11 protein-coding genes are annotated in these 17,461 nt (G+C 67.6%); 7 read left to right on the top strand and 4 right to left on the bottom strand.

All coding sequences use genetic code 11. The annotated features are described in order from the left end of the window. The first annotated feature begins 125 nt into the window (after positions 1–125). Positions 126–656, top strand: coding sequence for a hypothetical protein (locus WA670_RS22055; RefSeq protein WP_336158718.1), 531 nt, complete (start codon positions 126–128; stop codon positions 654–656). Between the two features lie 350 nt (positions 657–1,006). Here the strand turns inward: WA670_RS22055 and WA670_RS22050 are convergent, their stop codons facing one another. The 4 genes from WA670_RS22050 to WA670_RS22035 form a co-directional block, all read right to left on the bottom strand. Beyond that, entirely contained in the window at positions 1,007–1,159 is a 153-nt protein-coding gene (locus tag WA670_RS22050; protein WP_336158717.1) for a LuxR C-terminal-related transcriptional regulator, read from the bottom strand. Between the two features lie 389 nt (positions 1,160–1,548). Next, the gene (locus WA670_RS22045; protein ID WP_336158716.1) at positions 1,549–3,279 is read right to left on the bottom strand and encodes an AIPR family protein; all 1,731 of its coding nucleotides are present in this window, start codon (positions 3,277–3,279) and stop codon (positions 1,549–1,551) included. 25 nt (positions 3,280–3,304) lie between these two features. Next, positions 3,305–6,544: an ATP-binding protein gene (locus WA670_RS22040; protein WP_442893117.1), complete on the bottom strand. Its 3,240-nt coding sequence runs from the start codon at positions 6,542–6,544 to the stop codon at positions 3,305–3,307. Beyond that, the gene (locus WA670_RS22035) at positions 6,541–7,179 is read right to left on the bottom strand and encodes a hypothetical protein (protein ID WP_336158714.1); all 639 of its coding nucleotides are present in this window, start codon (positions 7,177–7,179) and stop codon (positions 6,541–6,543) included. The genes WA670_RS22040 and WA670_RS22035 overlap by 4 nt, the downstream gene beginning before the upstream one ends. 243 nt (positions 7,180–7,422) lie before the next feature. Here WA670_RS22035 and WA670_RS22030 point away from each other — a divergent pair, with 243 nt between their 5' ends. The 6 genes from WA670_RS22030 (at position 7,423) to WA670_RS22005 (ending at position 17,460) form a co-directional block, all read left to right on the top strand. Further along, positions 7,423–8,220 (top strand): hypothetical protein, encoded by a 798-nt coding sequence (locus tag WA670_RS22030; RefSeq protein WP_336158713.1) that lies wholly within the window; start codon positions 7,423–7,425, stop codon positions 8,218–8,220. Between the two features lie 818 nt (positions 8,221–9,038). Continuing rightward, positions 9,039–10,415: a flavin monoamine oxidase family protein gene (locus WA670_RS22025; protein ID WP_336158712.1), complete on the top strand. Its 1,377-nt coding sequence runs from the start codon at positions 9,039–9,041 to the stop codon at positions 10,413–10,415. Between the two features lie 534 nt (positions 10,416–10,949). Beyond that, on the top strand, positions 10,950–12,833 hold the full coding sequence (locus tag WA670_RS22020) for a PAS domain-containing hybrid sensor histidine kinase/response regulator (protein ID WP_336158711.1): 1,884 nt from the start codon (positions 10,950–10,952) through the stop codon (positions 12,831–12,833). Next, a complete protein-coding gene (locus WA670_RS22015; RefSeq protein ID WP_134731633.1) occupies positions 12,830–13,468 on the top strand; it encodes a response regulator in 639 nt (212 codons plus the stop codon). The genes WA670_RS22020 and WA670_RS22015 overlap by 4 nt, the downstream gene beginning before the upstream one ends. A gap of 272 nt (positions 13,469–13,740) precedes the next feature. Then, positions 13,741–15,348 carry a purine-cytosine permease family protein gene (locus WA670_RS22010; RefSeq protein WP_134731631.1) on the top strand — a complete coding sequence of 536 codons (1,608 nt, stop codon included), beginning with the start codon at positions 13,741–13,743 and terminating at the stop codon, positions 15,346–15,348. Positions 15,349–15,384: 36 nt separating this feature from the next. Further along, on the top strand, positions 15,385–17,460 hold the full coding sequence (locus WA670_RS22005) for a hydantoinase/oxoprolinase family protein (RefSeq protein ID WP_134731629.1): 2,076 nt from the start codon (positions 15,385–15,387) through the stop codon (positions 17,458–17,460). The last annotated feature ends 1 nt before the right edge of the window (position 17,461 follow it).

Here is a 17,461-nt window from a genome sequence, read left to right as displayed (position 1 = left end):
CTGGACAACCCGGATCCGGTCAACCGCCGTTTGCCGGTGACCGAGATCACTCTGCAGTTTTCCGCTCCGACTGCTTAATCTCGCGCTGCGTCATTCCAGAATTCCGTGCCCAGCAGGGGGATCTCATGCACCTGTCAAAACAGACATTGTTCGCGATTGCCGTGGCCGCCGCGGCGGCCACCGCGGCGGCGATCGCCGTCGCCGTCCCGGCCAGCGGCACCACGGCCGCCGACGAGCCGCCTCCCCTGGTCGAGGACTACAGCTACCCGGGAGCCGCCGAACTGCTGGCAACCGACCACGTACAGCTGATCAGCGGCGACGGTCACCTGCTCTACAAGCCTTGCCCCGCAGCGGAAGCACCCGGCCTGATCATCGTACGCACCACGGACCGGATCGGTTCGGCGAGCAACGGCCGGCTCTGCTTCGCAGTCGTCGGCGACACCGGGCACCTGTCTCTGAAAGTCCCGAACGTCTATGCCGTGCGCGGCGACGGCACCTCGACCGCGCCCGGGCACAAACTGAAGGCCCAGCTGACCACCGACGCTGGTACGCACACCACGGTCGACGTCAACCCGAATTCGGACACCCAGGTAGGAATTGGCACTTCGCCTCCCGGGGACGCCACCGCATTGCTGCAATTGGACGCATCCCGCTAATCGAATTCACCGTTTTTCCGGGATCAACGTTCGGCCGCTCCGGCCAATGAGAGGCATTCGGCGGTTCCGACGGAACTGTCGCGTCCGGCGTCCCGTTCTTCGGGGCGCCGGACGCCGGACCGGAGAGCGGGTGCGCGACCGGAGCGCGTCCCGGCCAGATGGAACGGACAGAGCCGGTCGCGCTGGAAAGCCTGTTCGCCGCCGCTCGGATCGCCTGCCCGATCCGGCCGCAAGCGCGACTCCGGACAACCTGGAGAAGCCGGTCCCGGCGGCGGTCCCCGGGTTCGCCGGAACCGTGGTGCCGAGTTCTCGGTCGAGGTGACCGAACTGGGCCGGACCGATCGGGCCCGTCACCCGGCCAGCAGATGCGCGAGCCACGCCCCGGTTCTGAGATCCAGCTTGCGCAGGCCCCGAGCCACGTGCGCGTCCACTGTTCGCGGGCCGAGCAATAGCTCCGCCGCGATCTCTTTCGTCGTCAAGCCTCGGGAGTCCGTCTCCGCCACTTGAAATTCGCGTCACGACCGTGACCCCACCGTCGTCGATGGCTCGCGGCGGCCGGTAACCTCGCGGGCGATCAGGTATCCGGCAACGCCAACGAGGACTCAATCGGCACGCAGGCAGCTGGCGGGCCGCTTCATCGGATTGGCGGCAGTCGCACGCCACCGGCGACGCTGAAGCGAGGCGGGGCTCACCACCCAACCGGCGACCGACCAACATGGACGTCGGAAGACCGCGAACGACGCTCGCGCTCCTGATCTCCGGCAAGTTCCGCGTCACTCTGGCCAGCGGTGGGCCGGTGCCAGCGGCGCAACAGCCACCACTGGCTGCACTGAGCACGCCGGACGCCGAGGCCAACGGCGCACTGACACCACGAGCTGGCCGCACCGCGCTCTTAGCGACCGGTGCTGTCGGCCAGCTCCCTGCGGACCAGATCTGCGAACCGCTCATTGCGCACCGCCTCCCCTAGCGGCACCCCGGCGGCCCGTTCGGAGTCGATGACCCGCTGGACGGCCGGCAGCAACTCGCGGACGACCAGCTTTTCCGCTGCTTCCGCATTCCAGACTATCTTCAGAATCCGGTCGCACTCTCTCTGCGCCGCCCTTCTATTGGACGGAAGGTTCGCTGAACCGATCAGTTTCTGCCGAATCATCGCCATGAGATGATATTGCGCGGGCCGGTAGCCGCGATTGATGCGCTGATTCCGGATCATCCATTCCAATCGGTACCAGGTTGCCGCGGCGGTGTAGTACAGGATCGGCGGCTGGCCGCTGACGAACAGTTCAGTGCCGCGCGCCTTGATCAGCTCCTGGTAGTGACCCACGCGGGACGGTTCGTTCAGGAACATCGCCAGGTATGCGCGACTGAGCTGAGCACGGCTGATGACCCGAGTCTTCTCCACGTCCTTGCGTTCGCTGTACTGTTTCGCACGACGTTCATAGAACAGCTGCTGCGGCTTGTCCCAGCCGAGGGTAAAGAAGTCCTCCAGTTCCTTGTGGAAGTCCTCGCGCGCGGCCAGGTCCTCGTCGCTGACCGGGGTCTGCTGGTTGGTTGCGGCTACGATGCCCTGGATCACGTCCTCGTCCACCGAGTGGACGATGTGAACGCTGACGAAAACCTGATCGGTGAGCTGTTCTCGCTCGTGGAACAGCACATGACAGCTCTGACAGCCATTCACTATCTGGAAATCGTCCAACACGAAGTCGTCACCGACCCGGTCCATTTTCCGGGTAACGATGGTGATGCCGTTGTTCATCACGGCGAACCGCTGTCGCTTGACCGGGTCTCGCAGGGTGTCCCGAATACCGTGGTTGACTTTGTTGTAGCCCTGGAAGGCGCGCACATTGCTCTCGAACAGGTTTTCCCGCAGCTTTCCGGAGCCGTCCTCCAATATCGTGCGGACCAGTTCCGACGCAGCGATCAGTCCTACAAAAGATTGTTCAACGCCAGGGCCAGCCGGTACCGCGAACTGTTTCGGCACCGGCAAAGTGACTCGAATGGTGCTAGTCGCCTGCTGGTACAAAGTGCGCAGCTCCCGCCAGTTCACGCAGCGCACGTCGGTCGTATCGAACCGGTTGAGCTTGTCCAAATGTTTCTCGGCCGATCGCGCCTTGCGGTTGACCATATCCGAGATCTGATCGCCGGTGGTCACATAATGGACGTGCAGTTGCGGCAGTTGGCCAGCCAGCCGGGCCGAGTTCTCGAACACGACGTCCAGGCAGTCGCGCAGGCCGGCCACATCGGCGGATATGTCATACGGTATTTCGCCGGAGCCGCACAGGTGACCAAGATTCTCCGCGAGATCCGAAATCACCTTGGTCTCGAACTTGCCGCTGGTCTTTGCCTGGATGATCACCACCTGCACCTGCGGCCGCCTGCGGCTCATCGCCGCCCGCACTTCCGTCGGGTCCCGAAACAGATCCCCGTCGATCAGGACTGCGTACGCGTCGATGCCGAGATCGTTGCCGCCGCCGGTACGATACGCGTCCGGGTTGAAGGGATCGTTGTAGTACGAGCTGAGCACGCAATAGGCGGCGAACGCCTCGAACGCCTCGAACTCTGGCAATTCAGTCAAATCCTGGTCGGATTGGAAGCCCTTGACCAGACTCTCGATCACCTTCTCCACGGCGAGTTCACTCCTTGCACAGGCATCAGCTCCGCCGAGCGCGGGCGACGACTTCTTCGACGGTCAGCGGACTCGGCGGGTGGTGGCTCAGGCAGACGGGGGTGCGGATCTTCTGGAAGGCCAAGCCCTCGGCGACGGCATAGAACTGGCCGGCACTCATCCGGGAAATGTCCGGCACCGAACTGGCTTTCGCGGCTGCCATTTCCTTGGCAGCAGCGATCTGCGACGGACTGTTGAGAAAGCCGAAGAACTGCGTGGCGGCGTTGCCGGAAACCCGGTTGTGGATACCGCGAGGTGCCTGCGTGGCGAACACCAGGCCGAGACCGTACTTGCGAGCCTGCGAGGCCAACGCAAGAGTGCTGTACGTGCTCGCGGTAAGCGCGCCGGACGGGGCGATGGTCTGCGCCTCGTCCAGGACCAGCAATCCGCCGAGCGGCCGGTTGCCTGCCGGATGCCGCTTGATCCAGGCGAATAGGGCCATCTGGAGCTGGTTGACAAAGCTCTGCCGTTGTTCCTCGGCGGACAGGCCGATCAGGCTGATCACCGAGATCCTGGCACGTTTCCCGGCCGCCGGAGTGAGTAGGACACCGGGGTCCACCGGCTCACCGGCACCTCCGAACAACGGATCATTGATCATGGCAGCGCGCAGGGTCTGCGCCATGTCCGCCGCCATTTCGCCTGCCTTGGCCAGTGGCGTGATGCCATCGGGGAGGTCGCCGAGCAGATCCAGGAAATCGCCCAGCCCACCGCCGGTCCTGTGCGCGAAGTACCGCAGCGCCTGGTTGAGAACGGCGCGCGATCGCTCGGCCTTCGCAGTTGCACCGTCGGCACGGGCACGCGGTGCGAGCGCCGCGACGGCTGTTTCGATGGCCTGGCGGAATTCGTCCGGGTTGTCCGCGACCGCGGCGAAGTCGGGCAACGGACGAAACGCCAACGGACGGCCTGCTTCCCAGCGCGGCGTCCAGACCACCACGTCGGTGTTGCGAAGGTAGTCGTCGGCGCGGGCCGCGTCCTCGGATCTCCATGCATCCGGCGGCTGCGGCCATGAGTCGGCAAGCCGGGCCAGGTCGCTGTTGGGGTCGAGCACGATCGCGGACACGCCCCGCAGAGCACATTCCTCGACCAGCCGACGGATCAGCACCGTCTTCCCCGACCCGGATCCGGCGAAGATCGCCAGGTGCTTCCGCAAGGATTCCAACGCGATCGTCACCGCCGCGCCAGTGTCCATCCGGTCTCCTACGTGCAGCGTCACCGGGTCCGCTGTCACCGGTGCAGCCGCGGACCGAGTGATCGTGCCCGGATCCGCCATCGGCCTGGGCAGGTCAGACGACCGCTGCCCGGGAGCCCGTCCGGGTTCGGGATGTCGCGGCCCCCCATCGTTCGGCGGATCGCCGAACACCGCGCGCAGCAACGCGGTGCGGCCGGCCGGCCGACGGCTGAGCAGCCATGCGTTGAACTGGGCCGGCGGCAGGGTCGCGGCCAGTCGCTCCAATGCGGCAAATGTGCGGAGACCGGTCTCCAGCGCCTCCCGCGGCAGCCGGACCACCACCCCGCCTGCCGCCTCGAACTCCTCGACCTTCTGCCGGGTCCCGCTGCCGTTCGACCAATCGCCGGTGCGCAGCAGATAGGCCTTGCGTTTCGGAGCCGCCGGATCCAAGCCGGTGGTATTCAGGACCCGGACTATGCGGTTGATCACCGCTTTCCCGTTCGTCCACGCGATCGCCCGGAACGACCAATAAATCTGGTCCTCGGTGTCTTCGTCCACGATCCGCCGCAGTTCGCCGTGCAGGGCCGGATTGCCGGCGTCCATCGTCTCTGCCGGCACCTCGTACTGGAGGCGTTCCTCGCCTTGTTCGGCGACCCACCAGTTCAAGCCGGGGCGCAGGAGCGCCGGTATGTGCCGATCCTCCTCGCGCGGGTCGAATGCCTTGGCAATCTCCGCGATCACGTCGGCATCGTCCGCCAAAGCAGCCAACCGACGGTCGATCTCGGCGAGCGTACGGTGCTCGACCGGCAACAGCGCAGGCCCTGGTCGCCCCGCGGACACATCGGGCTGGCTCGACCCGTCGAGGCTGGTCAGTTCGATGACCTCGTTCGCCTCCAGGCATGCCTGAATGTGGGCGTCGACCCGGAGAATGACGCCGCGCGCGGTGAACCGGACCGCGTCCGCGAACGCCTCCGGCCGTACCGGCCAGCTCGGGTAAGGCGGAGTGAAGCCGACCTTGCCGAATTTGAGCGCGAATCGCTTTTCTATGAGCGCCTGCCCGACCGCCGCCGTCGGTACGGTGTCCAGTTGCTCGGCACGACGGAACCGCTGCGCGACGGAGCCCGGCGCGTAATCCCGGATACCCTGCCAGACAGCATCCATGCAGGCCACCAAAACCAGTGACCGGCGAGTGGCTTCGCGCAATTCCATGAGCCCGCTGCCGACATCCTCGAACAGCCGCTTCCTGGGCAATCCTACCGCGTCCGATACGGTTTCGGACGCAGCACTGTCGCTTCCTCGATCCGACTGTTTGATCAGCGTGTCAATTTGATCCAGCGCTATCACACTCGGCCCTGTGAGCGCGATCAACTTGAATAGCTCGCTGACCGTTTCGTGCGATGTCCTGGGGTCGGCGCGAAGACCCCACTCGGCTCGTTCGCCGACCACCGATTCGTTTTCCGAGGACAGGTAGGCGATGCCGATCTCCCTGGTGTTCACCGAGTCGCTCGCCAGCAGCGCCAAGGCTCGCAGGGTGTGCCCGCATTCGAAGGCAAGCCGCCGGTCGACCCGGTCCAGTGCCTCTACCATTTCGTTGAGTCCGGACCGAGTCGGTTTGTCCAGTCCCATGAGCTGCCGATGCGCAGGATCGGGCAGAGCGAGTTTCCGGGCAAGCTCCCGCCGCAGGATCACGCCCTGTTCCACACCGTCGCTGCCGGACTGGAGAAGACCGCCGAGCACGTCGAGTACGACTTTCTGCCAGAAAGATCGTTCATGTCGCAGTTCGAGGGCGAAAAAGTAGCCGCGCGACTCGCTGATCCGCTTCCGCACGGTGGCAACGAGATGGGTCTTGCCCGAACCGGGACGTCCGGTGACGACCACGCCGATCGGGCTCTCCGCGTCACTGGCCTTGGCGTCGGCGAAACCAGTCATGACCGTCCGCAGTGCCCGATCGTTGAGACCGTCGACGTGCGTCTCGGGCTCAGTCCACACGCTCTCCCTGGTGGGAGCCCAGTTGGTCTTGGCCAGTTCTGTCAGTGCGGCGCGTTCGGTGTCCTTCATGACTGCTCGATCGACAGCAGGTGCACGTCCTCTCCACCGGTCCGCAGCCCGGCGGCCCGGTCCGCCGGGGTCAGCGTTTTCTGATTGAACTCGGGTTCGAGCCGCACTTTCGGTTCCAAGGCCAACCGGAGAAGGGCAGCATCCAGATCGGAACGCGCCACGTCTGCGAATGCGCGCCGCAGCCGGGCCAGGCTGACCCCGACCCCGGGCGCGGCAGCCAATTCGGTGTACGCGGCGCGGATTCGGTCAGTGATGTCAACGGACTGGGCGATCGGCTTGTCACCGAGGACGAAGATGTCCGCAACACGCAGGTCGGATCGCGCCATGAAAGCGGCGAACCGGCGCGTCAGCGCGTATTGCAGCCGGGTGGCTCTGGTCGCGCGCTCCGGGGCGGGACTGCCCAGTTCGTCGCCGCAGCGCCGCCAGCCCTCGTCCGTCAGTTCGTGCACCCAGGCCCGGTGTCTTCCGGTCTGCCACGCTTTGACGTAGCCCAATTCGACCAGGTGTTCCCGCTCTTCTTTCTTGATCCTGATGCCCAGTTCATCGCTGAGGTTGGCATTCGATGCCTCGTGGACGAGGATCATCAGCGCGAGCAACGCGGATCGTTCCGGCAGGGTGAGGTGCGGGTCCGCCATGGGTCCGAACGTACCTGGATACCCCACATAACGGGGAGAGTCGTCGCCGAAATGACGCAACGCGCTCAACAGACCGTCATGCTAGGCATTGACACGAAAGGAGTAATGACGGGATGATCCGGCGCTCAAGAGCTCATGAACGCCGTCGGCGGCGAGCGCACTGTCAGATGCTGCAGCCGGTGCTCGTCTAACGATCGGATCACTGGCCGGACGCCCGCCAGGCGCGGGTACCACGCTGATGCGGTGCTGCTCGACATCGCCACCAACGTCATCGCGAACATCGTGTTCTGGATCGGCCTGGGCCTCGCCGCAGCCGGCATGGTCCGGATCGGCCAACACCGCTTCCGCACGTTCTTCGGCCTGCGCGCCAACCCGCATCTGATCGTCTGCCTGTCCAACCTTTGGAACACGACAACAAGCACCCGCCCGCGCGGCTATTCAGTTTCCCTGCATGAGTTGCGCGCCTCCGAAGCGATCACGCGACTGTTCGGTTCGGCGTCTTTCCGCCTTCCGGACCTGGTCCGCGGTCTGGTCGACGCGATCTACCTCGGCGGCCACAAGTACGACTTCCAGACCACTGTAAGCCCGGCGGTGACCGACGATCCCCAGCATTTCACAGGGTTGGGCGGCAACCTCATCGTAGTCGGCGCTGCGACACGCAACCGAATCCGCAAGCTCTACCTCGACGAGAATCTGGTGACCTTGCGGCTGTCGAACGAACGCCCGGACGCCGACCCGCACCAACTTCAGCCCGAAGCAGGGTACGCGGAAGTACTCAACGGCCCCGATCTCGGGGAACGGGTCGCCTCGGACGCGACGACACTCGCTGTCGTCGAGAAGGTGCGCGACGCGGTCCGCGGCACCACCGTGATCTTCTGCCTGGGCTGTCGAGGCGACACCACCTGGGCGGCTGCCGAATACCTCGCTCGCAACTGGCGACTCTTGCGACGGGAGTTCGGCGACGAGCCATTCGCGGTGTGCCTCGCCTTCCGCAAACTGGACTACAGCTATCGATATCACCCGCCTCGCCGGTTGAGGTAAGCCCGGGCGCACGAAGACACCCCATGGCGCGGCGAGAGCATGCCTCTTGCCTCCCCGAGGCGGGAATTGCCGACGTCGGACTGACTGTCGAAGTCTGGGCCCCGCCACCGTCCCCTCCCCCGGCGCAGGTGCAGCGATTCACTAGCACGCTTCGGACAGAGAGCGCGCTTCTCCAGATCGTCTCCATGACACCGTCGCCGAGGGACGTCACCCTCGCTCTTCCTGGTGTCCGCGATTACTCCGTCGCCGCATATCTGACCGAGTTGTCGCCCGAGCACGACGATGTCTTCGATATTGGCGTGAGAACGGAACACTGGCTGGTTCACCTCTGGTGATCTCCGCTGAGGCCCGGCAGAGGCAGGCTTCTGCCGAGCATGCGGCCCGGCCCTCCCGAAAATTTCTCGAGCGAATCCAGTGAGAGTGCTCGTGAAATGCAATTCCGCATAGGCTGGTCCACGTCGCGACGGTGGTCGTCTGGATAAGAGAAACTGTGGCAGTCGCTCGAAGCTCTCCGCAGTCATCGGGCGGGAACCTGGCGGATGGAAAGGTTCCGGATTCCCGGCTGGTCGGTGGCCAAGCGAACTCGGTGCATCGTGCACCGGCCCTCGTGAAATCAGGTGCGTTCTGCAGTGGGGAGCCGCTGTCGCTGGCAGGAACAGTGGAAAGCGTCGGCAGCAGAAAGAGCGAGAACCAGGGCGGTCATGACAGCTGAGGCATCCGAACACCGGACTGCCCAGTTGTGCGCGGGATTTTCGTAGCCGAGGCGATTACCCGATGCATCGCACACCACGCGGACCGCGGGTGTCAAGGAGGGAACTATGTCGAAATCTGTTGAGCGCGAACCGAATACCGTATCGGCTGATGTCGTGGTCGTCGGCGCTGGATTCGCCGGGTTGACCGCTGCGGAACGGTTGGCGGACCTGGGCGTGTCCGTGCGGGTCGTGGAGGGGCGCGACCGGATCGGTGGCCGGTCGTATTCCGGCGAGGTCGCGGGGGTCAAAGTCGATCTCGGGGCGACGTGGGTTTCGCGGCGGCACACGGAGATCCGGAATCTCGCGAGCCGGCTGGGGTGTACTACGACTCCACAGTTCGCCAAGGGTCTCAATGTTCTGTGGATGGGCGGGGAGCGCAGTACCTACCAGGGCACCATTCCCGAGATTTCGACTGAGGCCGTGGAGGACATGGGCCGCGTGCAAGGGATTCTGCACGAACTGCTCTCGACGGTCGACGTCGAAGCGGCGTGGGAGTCTCTGGAAGCCGACCGGCTCGATGCGGTTTCGTTCGGTGAATGGCTCGACCGGAACGACGCGCAGCCTGGTACGCGTGCGCTGATGACCATTCTCAGCAAGGTGCAGTGGGGCTGCAGCCCGGGTGACGTCTCGCTGCTGCACGCGTTGCGCTACATCCGCGCGGCGGGCGGGGTTTCGCACATGCTGGACGTCGAGGATGGTCAGCAAGAGGAGCGCTACGCCGAAACCACTCAGGAGATCGCCACGCGGCTCGCCGAAAAGCTCGGCGACCGGGTGGTGGTGGGCACTCCGGTCCGGCGAATCGCGCAGGACGGCAGTGGCGTCACGGTCAGCACAGACTCGGAGGTGATCAACGCCAAGTACGCCATCGTCACCGCTGCTCCCTCGCACCGGGCCGACATCGAGTTCGAGCCCGCGCTACCGGAGAACGGCGAGTGGCTGGCCAAGACCTGGCGCATGGGCGCGCTGAGCAAGGCGTTCGTCGCCTACGAAAAGCCGTTTTGGCGCAGCAGCGGGCTTTCCGGCGAGGCACTGACCGACACCGGCACCGTGTTCATCACGTTCGACGTCTCGCCCGACGACAGCGGACCGGGCATTCTGATGGCCTTCTGCGACCCCCGGGTGTACGACAACTTCAGCCCGGAAGCCCGGCGGGACCGCGTCGTCCGGCAGCTCGTCGATCTGTACGGGCCGCAGGCCGGTGCCCCGATCGACTACGTGGACCACTGCTGGGGCACGGAACCGTTCGCCCCGGGCGGCCCGAATCCGGCGGTTCCCCCTTACGCGTCCGGCAGTTACGGGAGCGCTCTCGCCGAGCCGCACGGGCGCGTGCATTGGGCTGGGGTGGAGACCGCGGGCGAGTGGGCCGGAACGATGAACGGTGCGGTCCTGACTGGTCAGCGGGCTGCTGAGCAGGTCGCTCGGCAACTCGGTGTCTCCAATTAATTCGCGCTGTTGCCTCGATCAGGTGAGCCTGGGCAGCGATGTCCCGGCGGCGCTCGCGGCCGGTTCCCCGCGGCCCGGCCCGCCTGGGATCCGCTCGTATCCCAGGGCAGCGGGTGCACCGTTCCGGAAGAGAGCGGAGCCGCGTGCGGTACCCCTCCCCCGCACGTCCAGCGAGTCCTCGACCGTGAACGGGACGCCGTGAAACGCCGTCGCCCCGGCGAAACCGCTGCGGGACAAGCGCTTGGCGATGCTGGACGCGGCGGTGCAGGATTCCGAACGCGCAACCGGTACGCCGCGTGCGCTCAAGTCATCAGCTCCGGCGGCGACCTGGGCAGGAATCCCGAAGTCACGGCGAGTATCGGCGCGGATCAGCTCCTTCAGCTCTGCGATCCGGCGGGCTGTCCGGGAAGCGCCGAGGTCATGATGCGGTCAGTCGCACAACGGCGAACTGAATCGAAAGAGCGAGCTCAATACGCCCTGCTTACCAGCGTCATGGGCCGACGCACTGCCGGTGTGCGCCTAGGATCTGCGGCTGTGGACGTGTCGCGCCGATCCAACGGAGTATCGACGGCGGCCGCGGAGCTGATCGAGCTCGCGGTCGCGCCGTCGTTGATCGTGCGCCACGGACCGGACGGTGCCGAGGTTGTCGCCGCCAGCACGGCGTTCAGCGCGCTGCTCGGCCGTTCTGTTCCGGCGGGCACCTGCTTGAGCGAGCTGTTCCCGGCGCTGCCCGCCGACGCGCTCGCGTCCGGCTGCGGACCGCGCGAGGTGAGTCTCGCCGGTGCTGGCGGGGAGACTCCGGTGCTTCTGCGCGTCGACCGGTTGCGGTCCGACGAGCTCGCCGGGCTGGTGCTCGTGCAGCTCGACGTCACCGCGTCGCGTTCCCGGGCGGATCGCGCGCTCTGGGAGAGCGAGCAGATGATGCAGGCGATCGCGGACGCGGTCGACGCGCTCATCTACCTCAAGGGCGCCGACGGGCGTTACCTGCTGATCAACAGTTCGTTCGAGAAAGCCACCGGGGTCCGCCGGGAGGACGTCGTCGGGATGACCGACGACGACATCTTCGGCGCCCGGCTCGGCCGCACCTATCACGCCAACGACCGGCGCGTTCTCGACGCGGCCCGAAGCATGATGTTCGAGGAGCTGGTCCCGGGAGACACGATCTACCTGTCCACGAAGTTCCCGCTGATCGGCGAGGACGGCAAGCCGTACGCGGTCGGCGGCATCTCGACCGACATCACCGACCGCAGCCACGCCGAACAGGCCGTCCGCCTAGCTCGCGACGAGGCGGAGCGCGCCAACGCGGCGAAGACGGAGTTCCTGTCCCGGATGAGCCACGAGCTGCGCACGCCGCTCAACTCGATCCTGGGTTTCGGCCAACTGCTGGAGCTCGACCTGCGGGGCGAGCAGGCCGACCGGGCGCACCGCATCGTGCAGGCGGGCCACCACCTGCTGAACCTCATCAACGAAGTCCTCGACATCACCACCACCGAGCATGTCGGACTGGACGTCGAGGTCGAGCCGGTCGGCGCGGTCGAGGCCTTCCAGGAAGCGCTGGTCCTCGTGCGGCCGCTGGCGGAGGCCCGCGGGATCACCCTCGCCCGGGATTTCCACGGCGGCCTCGACACCGCCGTCGTGGCCAACCGGCGCCGGCTCGCGCAGGTGCTGTTGAACCTGCTCAGCAACGCGGTGAAGTACAACCGCCCGGACGGCATGGTGACCGCGTCTTTCCGCGCCGGCGAAGGGCGGATCCGGTTCCTGGTCACCGACACCGGCCGGGGGCTGACTGCCGAGGAGGCCGAGCGGGTTTTCGCCCCGTTCGAGCGCCTCGACGCCGGCGGGACCGAGGTGGAAGGGACCGGTTTGGGCCTGACCCTTTCCCGCACCCTGGTCGAGGCGATGGGCGGGACGCTGGGGGTCGAGCGGTCGAAACCGGGGCGGGGAAGCGTGTTCTTCCTCGAACTGCCGGTCGCCCCCGGGGTGCGGCCGCAGCACGAGGCGGCGGAGACCGGGCCTGGCGAGCCGCTCGCCGACCTGTCCTCGGTGCACGTCCTGTACATCGAGGACGCCGACGCGAACGTCGAACTCGTGCGAGGCGTGCTCGAGCGGCAGCATGTCGCCGAACTGACCTGCGCGAGGACCGGGGCCGACGGCGTCGCGCTCGCGCGCGTGGCCCGGCCCGACATCATCCTGCTGGACCTGCACCTTCCGGACGCCGACGGGGAGAACGTCCTCGCCCGCCTCCGCGCCCAGCCGGAGACGGCGGCGATCCCGGTGGTCGTCGTGTCCGCGGACGCGCTCGGCCCGCGCATCACCCGGCTCACCGAAGCCGGGGCCGCGGCCTACCTGACCAAGCCCGTCGACCTTCGTGCGCTCGTCCGCACGATCAGCGAACTGACCTCGGAGAGCCGCGGATGAACCTGGTGCGGGTGCTGCTCGCGGACGACCACCCCGTCTATCGCGACGGGCTGGCCGCGCAGCTGGGAAGCCATGCCGAAATCGAGGTCGTCGGAGTGTCCGGGGACGGCGCGCACGCGCTCGAACTGCTTCGCCGGACCGAACCCGACGTCGCGGTGCTCGACCTCATGCTCCCCGGGGCCGACGGAATCGAGATCATCGAGCAGTGCGCGCGCGAGGGCCTCGCGTCGCGATGCGTGATCGTCTCCGCGTACGAGGACAGCGCGACGGTCTACCGCGCTCTGGCCGCCGGCGCCCGCGCCTACCTGATGAAGATCGTCTCCGGGCAGACCGTCGCCGAGACCGTCCTCGCCGTCGCCGGCGGGGCTACCGTGATCCCGCCCGAGTTGCAGACGGGCCTGGCCGAGGAACTCCGGCGACAGGCCCGGCGGCAGGAGCAGCCGCCGCTGACCGAGCGCGAGCGCGATGTGCTGCGGCTCGCCGCCGAGGGAACAGCGATCAAGGACATCGCCGCCGAACTCTTCGTCGGCGTGACGACGGTCAAGACTCATCTTCAGCACGCCTACGAGAAGCTCGGCGTGAACGATCGGGCCTCGGCGGTGGCCGCGGCGATCCGGCGCGGCCTGCTCGACTGATCCCCCGCCACCGGCCGCGCGGAGGATGCCTTCCTCCTCCGGATGGCCGGAGCGATCTCCTCCCGAAGACCGTCCGCCGGGATGACCCAGGTCACAAGGGCCGCTCGTAGCGTTGTCCGCGGCGATCGACGGCCCGCCCACCCCCAGCGGCCCGGTCGCCGGAACCGCATTCGCCGGTTCGCAGCGTCGCCGCCCAGTCGACGGCGGCCCATCCGGTCGTGTCCGCCGCACCCGCCCGCGGCGGACGACCATGGCCATCCGAGGACTGCCCCATGACTGCCGATTCCTTCCCGGAGACCGAACACCCCGTCAGACCTCCGCTCCGCATCACCCGCACCGACGACCCCGCGGTCGTCAAGCAGGCCGCGACCCAGGACTACGCCACCCACGTCGTGCCGCTGACCGGCCGGGCAGGCCGGACGTCCCTGTCGATGGCGTGGCTCGCGACTTTCAGCGCGATGTTTTGGCTCTACGTAGCGGTTTCGGTGGACCAAGCCGTCGGCCGCACGAACGCCGTCGTCGGCATGGTTCTCGCCTCGGTGGTCTTCGGGCTCGTTCAAGCCGTGCTGGTCCGCTACGCCATTCGTTCCGGGCTCACCGTGGCCCTGCTTTCCCGACGGCTGTTCGGTTATCTCGGCGGCGGCCTCGCTCCGCTCCTGCTCGGCGCCACCGCGATCTACTACGCGGTCTTCGAGGGCTCGGTGATCGCGGTCGCGCTGCAGCGGTGGTTCGCGCCGACCAGCGACATCCGCATCTGGTACGCGATCGTGGTCCTCTACGCCGTGCCTCTCGTGATCGGCGGAGTCCAGCGCTGGCTCGACCGGCTCAACGGCGTGCTGCTCCCGCTCTATCTCGCCGGGCTCGTCGCGCTGGTGCTCGCCGCCGGCATCCAGCACGGATTCGCGTCCGGTCTGGCAGCCACGCCGACGCCGGCCGGGCTCGCGCTTCCCGGCTGGGTCACCGCCTTCATGGTCTACCTGGGCACCTGGGTCCTGATGATGTTCGCCGTCGACTACGCCCGCCTTGGCCGCCCTTCAGACGCGCGGTTCCACTCGCGGGTCACCTTCGGAATTCCTTACTACTTGGCCACATTCGTGCTCAACGGCGTCATCGGCATCTTCGTGACCACCGCCGTCCTGCCGGGGCAGGCGGCCTCGGAGACCGGGGTCATCGACGCGGTGCTCGGCACCCTCGGGGTCGCGGGCCTGCTGTTCATCCTGGTCAGCCAAACCAGGATCAACACGGCGAACTACTACGTCGCCTCGACCAACCTGGAGGCGTTCGGCGAACGCGCGCTGCGGCTGCGCTGGCCCCGGATCGCCTGGTCGGTGATCGCCGGAGTCATCGTCTTCGCCTTCATGCTCACCGACGTGCTGTCCTATCTGCTGACCGCACTGGCGTGGCAGGGAGTGTTCGTCGCCGCCTGGGTCGCCATCGCGCTCACCCACATCGGGCTGGTCCGCGGGGACCGCGACGGCATCCCCGAGTTCCGTCCCGGCCGGCTCCGCAACGTGCTGCCCGGCCTCGCGGCCTGGATCCTCGCCTCGCTGACCGGGATCGTGCTGACCGAATCCGGCCGCCCCGGCGCCTGGTACACGACCCTCGCACCGGCGATCACCTGTGTCCTCGCCGCGCTCCTGTACGCCGTCGGGACGCGGGTCGGACGGTCGCCCTTGCTGCCTCGCGGCGACGACCCGCGCGACGAGGTCGACGACGTCTGGGGCGCCCGGATCCGGTGCCACGCCTGCCAACTCTCCTACACCGCCATCGAAATGGACCGCGACCCGTCCGCCGGTCTGGCCGCGATCTGCGCGGGCTGCGCCGCGGAATCCGCCGATTTCGTCCGCGCCGCCCGGCGCGCCGGCGCGCGCACTGCCTGACCGGCCGCTCCGAACCCTGCTGAAAGGACTGGACCAGTGCCCTACAAGATCACCGTCGACACCGGCGGCACCTTCACCGACGTGGTCGTGACCGACGCCGACGGCCGCCTCACGATCGGCAAGGCACCGACCCGCGAGCGAGCTTTCGACGGCGTGCGCGGAGGAGTCGAGGTCGCCGCTGCCGAACTGGGCATCACCGCCGGGCAGCTGCTCGCGGACACGACCACGTTCGTCTACTCCACGACTCGCTCGACCAACGCCATCCTCGAGGGCCGCACCGCCCGCACGGCGCTGCTGGTCACCGAGGGCTTCCCGGACATCCTCGTGCTGCGCGAGGGCGGGAAACACGACGGATTCGACCTCAGCGTGCGCTATCCCGAGCCCTACGTGCCCCGCGCGCTCACCAGCGAAATCCCGGAACGCATCGACTCCGAGGGCGACGTCGTGCGACGCCTGGACGAGGACGCGGTCCGGGACATCCTCCGCCGGCTGCGCGCGCAGGACGTCGAAGCCGTCGCGGTCTGCCTGCTCTGGGCGATCGTCAACGGTGCGCACGAACGCCGCGTCGGCGAGCTGATTTCCGAGGAGCTGCCCGGGATTCCCTACACGCTCTCGCACGAGGTCAACCCGATCGTCCGGGAGTACCGGCGAGCCTCGACGGCCGCGATCGACGCCTCCCTCAAACCGATGATGAGCGCGCACCTGTCCGCCATCGCCGAGGATCTCGCCGCCGCCGGGTTCCGCGGGGAACTCATGGTCGCGACCTCGTTCGGCGGCGTGCTGCACCTGCCCGACGCCGCGGCCCGGCCGGTCGACACGGTCCGCTCCGGACCCTCGATGGCCCCGGTGGCCGGACTGACGTTCGCCCGGGCCGAGAACGACAACCGCGACGTGATCGTCTGCGACACCGGCGGGACGAGCTTCGACGTCTCGCTCGTCCGGGCCGGCGCGGTCACCTTCACCAACGAAACGTGGCTCGGCCCGAAGTATCTCGGGCACCTGACCGGAACGGCCTCGGTGGACATCCGCTCGATCGGGTCCGGCGGCGGCTCGATCGCGTGGGTCGACAACGGCGGGCTCCTGCGTGTCGGCCCGCGCAGCGCCGGCGCCGATCCCGGGCCGGCTTGCTACGGCCGCGGCGGGACCGAGCCGACCGTCAGCGACGCCGCCTGCGTCCTGGGCTACCTCGACCCGGACACATTCCTCGGCGGCCGCATGCCGCTCGACCGCGACGCCGCCAACACCGCGGTCGACGGGCTCGCCGCGACGCTCGGGCTCAGCCGGGAGAAGACCGCGGAGTCGGTCCTGACCGTCGCGAACGAGCACATGGTCGGCGCGATCCAGGACATCACCATCAACGAGGGCGTCGATCCCGCGCGGGCGCTGGTCGTCGCGGGCGGCGGCGCCGCGGGGCTGGGCATCGCGGCGATCGTGCGCGCGCTCGGCTGTTCCTCGGTGCTGATGCCGCGATCGGCCGGAGCGCTCAGCGCGACCGGCGGCCAGTTCTCCGACATCGTCGCGGAGTTCACCGCCAGCCAGTTCGCCGACACCAGGTCCTGGGACTTCGAAGCGGTGAACAGCGTCCTCAAAGGACTCGACGAGCGCGCGGACGAATTCGCCGCCGGACTGCGCGAGCGCGGCGTCGACGGCATCACCGTCGACCACCTCGTCGAGGCCCGCTACGCCTACCAGGTGTGGGAGCTGGAAGTGCCAGTCGGCGCGCAGATCGACGACGCCGACGGCCTGGCCGCGCTCCGGCAGGCCTTCGACGAGGCCCACGAGCGCGTCTTCTCGGTGAAGGAACCCGGTGCGCCATTGGAATGCCTGACGTGGAAGGCGCGGCTGCGCGCCCCCGTCGGAAGCCGCGCGGTCGCCGCGGTCACCGAGCGCCGGGACGGGCTCGAACCGGTCCGCACGGGCGCGGACCGCGTCAAACCGGCCTACTTCGACGGCGCTTGGCACGACACGACTGTCGTCGCCGGAGGGTCGCGACCGCCCGGCACCGTCCTCGCGGGCCCGCTCATCGTCGAGGAACCGACCAGCACCCTCGTCGTGCCGCCGGGCGCCCGCCTGCACGTCACGTCCGCCGGCAACTACCTCGTGGAGGTCTGAC

It is taken from the genome of Amycolatopsis sp. VC5-11, from assembly GCF_037034185.1.
Classification (GTDB): Bacteria; Actinomycetota; Actinomycetes; order Mycobacteriales; family Pseudonocardiaceae; genus Amycolatopsis; species Amycolatopsis nivea.
The sequence above is the reverse complement of the archived record's forward strand: the minus strand, read 5'-3'. Positions and strand labels throughout refer to the sequence as shown.